At 68.5% G+C, this 7,731-nt stretch carries 9 protein-coding genes and 1 pseudogene; 6 read left to right on the top strand and 4 right to left on the bottom strand.

What is annotated here, in order from left to right:
- Both KY469_21835 and KY469_21830 read left to right on the top strand, forming a co-directional pair.
- Window positions 1-905: GDP-mannose 4,6-dehydratase (locus KY469_21835; protein ID MBW3665741.1), on the top strand; the 905-nt coding region annotated here is incomplete at its 5' end.
- A gap of 13 nt (window positions 906-918) precedes the next feature.
- A complete protein-coding gene (locus KY469_21830) occupies window positions 919-1,854 on the top strand; it encodes a GDP-L-fucose synthase (protein ID MBW3665740.1) in 936 nt (311 codons plus the stop codon).
- A gap of 42 nt (window positions 1,855-1,896) precedes the next feature.
- On the opposite strand, the pseudogene KY469_21825 reads toward KY469_21830, so the two are convergent.
- The 3 genes and pseudogenes from KY469_21825 to KY469_21815 all read right to left on the bottom strand — a co-directional run bounded on the left by KY469_21825 (window position 1,897) and on the right by KY469_21815 (window position 3,350).
- Window positions 1,897-2,819 (bottom strand): annotated as a pseudogene (locus KY469_21825) (aminotransferase class I/II-fold pyridoxal phosphate-dependent enzyme).
- Window positions 2,820-2,874: 55 nt separating this feature from the next.
- Window positions 2,875-3,108: a type II toxin-antitoxin system MqsA family antitoxin gene (locus tag KY469_21820; protein MBW3665739.1), complete on the bottom strand. Its 234-nt coding sequence runs from the start codon at window positions 3,106-3,108 to the stop codon at window positions 2,875-2,877.
- Complete coding sequence (locus KY469_21815) at window positions 3,105-3,350, bottom strand: DUF4258 domain-containing protein (GenBank protein ID MBW3665738.1); 246 nt, start codon at window positions 3,348-3,350, stop codon at window positions 3,105-3,107. Before KY469_21815 ends, KY469_21820 begins: the two co-directional genes overlap by 4 nt.
- 296 nt (window positions 3,351-3,646) lie before the next feature.
- Between KY469_21815 and KY469_21810 the strand changes: the two genes are divergently transcribed.
- Both KY469_21810 and KY469_21805 read left to right on the top strand, forming a co-directional pair.
- Entirely contained in the window at window positions 3,647-4,636 is a 990-nt protein-coding gene (locus KY469_21810; protein ID MBW3665737.1) for a site-specific integrase, read from the top strand.
- 105 nt (window positions 4,637-4,741) lie between these two features.
- A complete protein-coding gene (locus KY469_21805) occupies window positions 4,742-6,622 on the top strand; it encodes a polysaccharide biosynthesis protein (GenBank protein ID MBW3665736.1) in 1,881 nt (626 codons plus the stop codon).
- Between the two features lie 39 nt (window positions 6,623-6,661).
- Here the strand turns inward: KY469_21805 and KY469_21800 are convergent, their stop codons facing one another.
- Entirely contained in the window at window positions 6,662-6,994 is a 333-nt protein-coding gene (locus KY469_21800) for a VanZ family protein (GenBank protein ID MBW3665735.1), read from the bottom strand.
- A gap of 79 nt (window positions 6,995-7,073) precedes the next feature.
- Here KY469_21800 and KY469_21795 point away from each other — a divergent pair, with 79 nt between their 5' ends.
- On the top strand, window positions 7,074-7,553 hold the full coding sequence (locus KY469_21795; GenBank protein ID MBW3665734.1) for a Na+/H+ antiporter subunit E: 480 nt from the start codon (window positions 7,074-7,076) through the stop codon (window positions 7,551-7,553).
- On the top strand, window positions 7,550-7,731 hold a 182-nt coding region (locus tag KY469_21790; GenBank protein ID MBW3665733.1), incomplete at its 3' end, for a hypothetical protein. The genes KY469_21795 and KY469_21790, both read left to right, overlap by 4 nt.

Genomic DNA, 7,731 nt, shown 5'->3' with positions numbered 1-7,731 from the left:
ACAACCGGGGCACCGAACTGCAGCCGGTCCTGGAACGTCTCGTGGAGGAGATCGGTGAGGACCGCGTGACGTTGCAGCAGCTGATGCGCCATCTGGGCGTGGACGGATCCCAGATCAAGAACACCGTGGCCGTGACGGCTGAACGTCTCGGGCGTCTGAAACTCAACGGGCAGCTGATCGGGTACTCGCCGCTGAGCCGTCTGGTGGAGCTCGAGGGTCTGGCGGCGGGGGTTGAGACCAAGCTGTACCAGGCAGGCACGTCGGAGATGTTCGGGTCTTCGCCGCCGCCGCAGTCGGAGGACACGCCGTTCCATCCCAGGTCGCCCTATGCGGCGGCGAAGCTGTACGCGTACTGGATGACCCGCAACTACCGGGAGGCCTACGGGCTGCATGCGGTGACGGGGATCCTGTTCAACCACGAGTCGCCACGTCGTGGGCCGACGTTCGTGACGCGGAAGGTGACGATGGCGGTCGCCAGGATCGTCGCAGGCCAGCAGGACACGCTGTACCTGGGCAACCTGGATGCGGAGCGCGACTGGGGGCACGCGCGCGACTACGTGGAGGCGATGTGGTTGATGTTGCAGCACGACGAGCCATGCGACCTGGTGATCGGTACCGGTGAGGCGCACACGGTCCGGCGGCTGTGTGAGGTGGCGTTCGGTCACGTGGGGCTGGACTGGGAGCCGTTCGTCGAGATCGATCCGGCCTACTACCGGCCCACCGAGGTGGAGAAGCTGCGGGCGGATCCGTCCAGAGCTGAGGACGAGCTCGGATGGAAGCCGAAGACGAGGTTCGCTGAACTGATCGCTGAGATGGTCGAGTCCGATCTGGCGGATCTGGATCTGGACGTGTCGGGTGCGCGGGCGTTGGCGGCGGACAACCACCCCGAGGCGTTCCGTGACTGAGCAGACGTACAACCTGTCCGGCAAGCGGGTGTGGGTCGCCGGTCATCGCGGGCTGGTCGGTTCGGCGCTGCTTCGGCGCTTGGAGTCTGAGAACAACGCGGAGCTGATCACGGCGACGTCCGACGAGGTCGACCTGCGCCGACAGGAGGCCACCGAGGCCTTCGTCGCCGACACCCGCCCCGACGTCGTGCTGTCGGCAGCGGCCAAGGTCGGGGGGATCCACGCCAACCGCACCGCACAGGGCGAGTTCCTGTACGACAACCTGATGATCGGCGCGAACGTCATCGAGTCGGCCCGCCGGTTCGGTGTCGAGAAGACGTTGGTGTTGGGTTCGTCGTGCATCTACCCGCGCGAGGCTCCGCAGCCGATGGCCGAGGCCTACCTGCTGACCGGCCCGTTGGAGCCGACCAACGAGGGCTACGCGATCGCGAAGATCGCCGCCCTGGAGCTGACCAAGATGTACCGCCGTCAGTACGACATGCGGGCGATCTCGCTGATGCCCACCAATCTGTACGGGCCTAACGACAACTTCGACCTCGAGACCTCCCACGTGCTGCCGGCGCTGCTCCGCAAGATCCACGAAGCGAAGGAGTCTGGGCAGGACACCGTGGTGATCTGGGGGACGGGGGAGCCGCGACGGGAGTTCCTGCACGTCGACGACCTCGCCGACGCGACGATCTACGCCACCGAGCACTACGAGGGTGAGGAGCACCTCAATGTCGGCTCCGGGGAGGACATCTCGATCCGTGAGCTGGCCGAGATGATCGCGGGGGTGGTGGGTTACGAGGGCGGGTTCGCCTACGACACCTCCATGCCTGACGGCACCCCCCGCAAGCTCCTGGACGTCACCCGGCTCCAGGAGCTCGGATGGAAGCCGTCCATCGATCTCCGCGACGGCATCCAACACACTTATGACTGGTACCTCGCGAACCGGGCAGGGAACGGGTAGCAGTTACTTCGCCGGTTCATGGGGATATCGCTAGACGAGCTGTCAACGGATCTCGTCCTTCGTGACGCCGGCGGCGGCGGGATCGACCGTGAGGCACGTCAACCAGCAGTTGGGCTCACCGAGGTCCAGCGGCTGGAACGCGACGCCGGGTAGGTCGCCGAGGTGCTCGCGGTAGGCACGGTTGACCTCGCGTCGACGGGCGACCATCGCGTCGAGTCGGGTGACCTGACCGCGACCGACCGCGGCCAGCAGGTTGGACAGCCGGTAGTTGTAACCGATCGTCGAGTGCTCGTAGTGGGGGGCGGGGTCGCGAGCCTGGGTGGCCAGGAACCGGGCGCGCTCGGCGGCCTCTTCGTCGTCGGTGAGCAGCATCCCGCCGCCGCTGGTGGTCATGATCTTGTTGCCGTTGAACGACAGCACCCCGAGGTCGCCGAAGGTGCCGGCGTGGCGCCCGGCGTAGGTGGCGCCGACGGCCTCGGCGGCGTCCTCGATCACCGGGATGCCGTACTCGGCGGCGAGTGGCAGGATCCGGTCGTAGTCGCACGCCTGTCCGTAAAGGTCGACGGTGACGATGGCGGCCGGCAGGCGGTCACGGTCGGCGCTGTCGCCAGCTCCTCGGCGAGCAGATCCGGGTCGAGGTTCCAGCTCGACGGCTCGGCGTCGATGAACACCGGTTCCGCGCCGACGTAGCGGACCGCGTTCGCGGTCGCGGCAAACGTCAGCGTGGCCGTGACCACGCGGTCTCCGGGCTGGACACCAGCCAGCAGCAGCGCCAGGTGCAGCGCGGCGGTTCCTGAGGACAGCGCGACCGCGTGACCGGCACCGAGCCGCTCGGCCATCTCGGTCTCGAACGCGTCGACGTGCGGGCCGAGCGGCGCGATCCAGTTGGATTCGAAGGCATCGAGCAGCAACTCGCGCTCGACCTCGGTGACGTCGGGTGGTGACAAGTAGATCCGCAACCCCATGCCATCTCTGATGCCGCCGACGTAAGGTCGCATCGACGCTACCTGGCAGGTGGAGTCAGGAGGCCACCGGCTGGTAGTGACGTACCAGACTCTCGGTGCCGGTTCCCCTGGCGTCTTCCACGATCGTCTCGAGCTCGTCCGAGACGTGCTCGTCGATGAAGGCTTCGCCGCAGACGTCGCAGATCTTCCCAGGGACCGCTCGTACGACCACGACCGCCCCGTCGATGTCGGCGGCGAACGTCGTGGTGCCATCCTCGAGTTGCCCTTGGCCGCAGATGGGGCACGTCACGGTTGGCTCCTTCGAGTCCGGAAGTCGTCGCTCCAACGGTCCGGCGTCGGCTCGTAGACCGTGATCACGTACTTCCGCCCTTCCGGATCGCGGGCGACCAGGACATGCAGCGGTCTGTTCCCGACCCATCCAAGGATAAGGCGCGTGGGGTACGGGCGCCCCTCGCGGACGTCCTCCTCGATCACTTCGCCGTTCACTAGGACCGAGCGGACCGCATCTGGCGCGACGTTCCGCGCAGCCATCTGCTCGCGAGCGTGTAGGCGGAAGAACAGTGTCTCAGCCACGCGGCTCACCTCTCCGCCCGACGCTCGATCCTGACGAACTCATCTCGCGCACGTGGTTCCTCAGCGTCATGGTCCGAGTGCGACCGTAGACAGGTGCCGGTCCGCACGGGGTCCCGGCGTCGGTAACCCTGTGGACGGACTCGGGGGTGACGTCGATGACACATCGGCCGAGGGGCAGTTGTCCACAGCCGCAGACGTGCCATATCGCCGCGGGAGCCATGGTTCGAGCATGCTGAGGGGTGATGGAAGAGCGCTTGCGCAGCTCGGACGTGCCGACGGTCGGCGCGTACCTGCGCGACTGGATGGAGATCCAGCGCCACCGCCTCCAGCCGACGAGCTGGAAGTCCTACCTCGGGTGCGTCGAGCGCTACCTCATCCCGAACCTCGGCGACATCCCGCTCGGTGAGCTCAGCGCCGTTCAGCTGGAGAAGCTGTGGGCCCGGCTGCTCGAGTCGGGCGGTCAGGACGGCGCGTCGCTGTCACCTCGGACCGTGCAGTACGCGGCCCAGACGTTGCACAAGGCGCTCAACGATGCGGTGCGCACCGAGCTCCTCGGCCGCAACGTCGCCAGCCTCGCCGAGACCCCGAACCTGGCCGTCGACGGGGAGGACACGACCGAACTGCAGGTCTGGACCGCCGAGCAGGTCCGCGCCTTCCTGGACGCGATCTACGACGATCCGCACCGTGACATCTGGGAGCTGGCGCTCGGGACCGGCATGCGCCGCGGCGAACAGCTCGGCCTGCGGTGGCAGGATGTCGACCTCGAGGACGGGCTGCTGTACATCCGCCGGTCTCTCCAGGTGGTCGACGGCAGCGCGCGGCTGAAGTCGACGAAGACGTCGCGGTCACGCAGGATCCGCATCGACGACCGCCTCGTGGACGTTCTGGGCTGGCGCAGACAGGTCCAGGATCGGCAGCGCCGCCGCGCCGGCGACCGGTGGGTCGACGAGTGGGGGTTGGTGTTCACCGATACCGACGGATCCTGGCTGAACCCGATGAACATCAGCGCGGCGTTCCGTCGCCTCGTCCGCCGCTTGGACGTCCCCAACATCCGGCTCCACGACCTCAGACATACGCACGCCACGCTGCTGCTCGAAGCCGGGGTCCCGATCAAGGTCGTCAGCGAACGTCTCGGGCACGCATCGGTGCAGGCCACCCTCGAGGTCTACGCGCACGTCCTGCCGGCGATGGAGGCCGACGCGGTCGTGCGGTTCTCGGAGCACGTTCACGGCGTCAGTCGCTGACGACATGGTGGCAAGTCCCCCAGGGGCCACTAGATTGGTCGCCGTGCACCGTTCGCGGATGTACAACACGTCACGGGGGTGCCGATGAGAGCTGGGGTGGGGTTCTTGCGCATCGCACGTACGGCGATCGACCTCGGGCTGCTCGCGTTGGCCTACGCGGCGGCGTTCTTCATCCGGTTCGACACGGTGGTGCCGCCTGAGAGCCTCGAGCGCATGCTGGTCACGCTGCCGGCCGTGGTCGGTGTCAAGTACTTCGCGCTCGCGGCGACGGGCGTGACGCAGGCGTCCTGGCGGTACGTGAGCCTCCGTGACGTCATCCGGATCTACGTCGCGTTGGCTGCCTCCTCCGGCCTGCTCCTGCTGATCAGGTTCGGGGTGCCGTTGGTCAACGACGGGGCGCCGATCACCCAGGTGACGATCCCTGCCGGGGTCATCCTGATCGACTTCGTCCTGGCAACCCTGCTCGTCGGAGGGGTCCGGGCGGCCCGTCGTCTCATCAGCGAACGGTCCGCGTCCCGGAGCATCGCACCGGCCGAGAAGATCAAGCGCACGGTCCTCGTGGGAGCCGGTCAAGCGGGCGTCATGGTGGCCAGGGAGCTCGCGTCACGCCCCGACCTCGGCATCGAACCGGTCGGGTTCGTGGACGACGACCCCAACAAGGTCGGAACCGTCGTGCACGGCATCCCGGTCCTCGGGCGGACCGAGCACCTGGCGGTGATCGCCGACCGCAAGGGCGCCACCCAAGCCCTGATCACGATGGCGAACGTGCCCGGCGTCGAGGTGCGCCGCATCACCGGGCTCGCCGAGGACGCGGGCTTGGAGACCAAGATCATCCCCGGCGTCTACGAGATCGTGGGCGGCCAGGTCAACCTGTCACGCATCCGCCCGGTGGACATCGAGGACCTCCTGGGCCGCGAGCCCGTCGATCTGGAGGAAGACACGATCGCCGAGTTCGTGCGCGACCGTGCGGTCATGGTCACCGGTGCGGGAGGCAGCATCGGATCCGAGCTGTGCCGGCAGCTGGCCCGCTTCGCGCCGAGGTCCCTGGTGCTGGTCGACCGGGCCGAGAACAACCTCTTCGAGATCGAGACCGAGCTCCGCGACCGGCACCCCGAGCTGGACATGTGGCCGATCGTCGCGGACATCTGCGACCGACCCCGAGTGCGGTGGCTGTTCGCGAGGCACCGACCTGCGGTCGTCTTCCACGCGGCCGCTCACAAGCACGTCCCGCTGATGGAGGGCAACCCCGGCGAGGCGATCAAGAACAACGTGTTGGCCACCAAGGCGCTGGCCGACATCGCGCACAACGCGAAGGTCGACTCCTTCGTCATGGTCTCGACCGACAAGGCCGTCAACCCGACCTCGGTCATGGGAGCCTCGAAACGGGCGGCTTCCATGTACACCCAAGCCCTGGGTGCGGTGAGCTCGACACGGTTCGTCACGGTGCGGTTCGGCAACGTGCTCGACTCGGCCGGCAGCGTCGTGCCGATCTTCAAGCGGCAGATCGCCGACGGCGGCCCGGTCACCGTCACCCACCCCGAGATGCGTCGCTACTTCATGACGATCCCCGAGGCGGCCCAGCTCGTCCTGCAGGCCGGGGCGATGGGGGAGGGCGGCGAGATCTTCGTCCTCGACATGGGCGAACCGGTCAGGATCGTCGATCTCGCGGAGGACCTGATCCGCCTGTCCGGGCTGGAGCCTGGACGGGACATCGAGATCGTCTTCACCGGGATCCGTCCCGGAGAGAAGCTGTTCGAGGAACTCGCGCTCGACGCGGAGAACGCCGAGCGCACCCGCCATCCGAAGATCTTCATCGGGCGGACCTCCCAGCCGCACACCCGCGAGGAGCTCGCGTCGAAGTTCAAGGTCCTGGTCGACGTCTGCGACGACGGGATCGGACCGGACGCGGTCCGTCAGGCGCTGGTCGAGATCGTCCCCGAGTACCGGCCCAGCGTCGCCGTGGAGCAGGTGCGGCAGGAGGCCTGACGGTCCCCGCGCGCCTCCGGGGTATCCGGGGGTGTTCGGTCAGCCCCTCCAGTGGACGAACGCGGTGGCCGCGACCGCCCCCGAGGTCACATCCACGACCCAGTCCAGGGTGGATGGGTCGCGTCCGGGCACGGTGGATTGGTACGCCTCGTCGATGCCGGCGAGACAAGCGAGCGCCCCCAGTGTGACTGCGGTCGCTCCCGGGACGCCGTCAACGGCCCACCGGAGCGCGGCCCCCAGGACCGCGTACTCGAGGACGTGACCGACCCAGCTCAGGCCGGCCGGCAGCATCGACAGGTCGTCGGCCGGGAGCGACGAGAACGCGAGGATCGCCGCGTAGACGGCGGTCGGCAGCAGGAGTCGCAGGGACACGGCTCGACCGTAGTGAGCACCGGGTCGCTGTACCTGCGCCTAGAGTCGCGTGAGGTCGACGCGGACGGGGAGGGCCGACGTGCGCCACGGGCGAAGCGGGTGGGCCGCGGTGCTGGGCTGGTGGCTCGCCGGCACCGCCACCTACCTGTCGTTCGTCGACCTGATCTGGACCCAGGTGGTGGCCGGCGCGGTCGTCGCGGCCGTGGCGGTCGCCGTGTCGGCGCGCGCCTGGCGGGTGGCCGACCTGTCGTACACGGCGTCGTGGCCACGCGTCTGGCGGCTGCGCGCCGTCGGCCGGATCCTCGGACGGGAGATCCGGGCCGTGGTCGGGGCGCTCGTACGCCAGGTGCGTGGCGTGGCACCGGTGGCGGGGCGCTACGTTGCGGTCCCGACCGAGGAGCCCGTCGACTGCGGTGTCGACGTGGCCATCACCCTCGAGGCGTCGCTGGCCCCCAACACCTACGTCGTCGCGTCGTTCCCCGACGAGCAGCTCCTGCTGGTCCACCAGTTCCAGCCGTCACCCGGTGCTCGGCGGTCGTTCCCGCGGTGGCACCCGTGATCGCCGCGGTGACCGTCGGCATGCTCGTGACCCTGGCGCTGGCCGGCGCAGGCACACTACGCGGCGACGCAGCCGGCCGTCTCGTCGCCGTCCAGCTGACCAGCGCCATCGCCGTCCAGCTGACCCTGGTGCTGTCCCTGCAGCCACACGTGCCCTACTACACGGATGTCGCGCTGCT

Source organism: Actinomycetota bacterium, from assembly GCA_019347575.1.
Lineage (GTDB): Bacteria > Actinomycetota > Nitriliruptoria > Nitriliruptorales > Nitriliruptoraceae > JAHWKY01.
The sequence above is the reverse complement of the archived record's forward strand: the minus strand, read 5'-3'. Positions and strand labels throughout refer to the sequence as shown.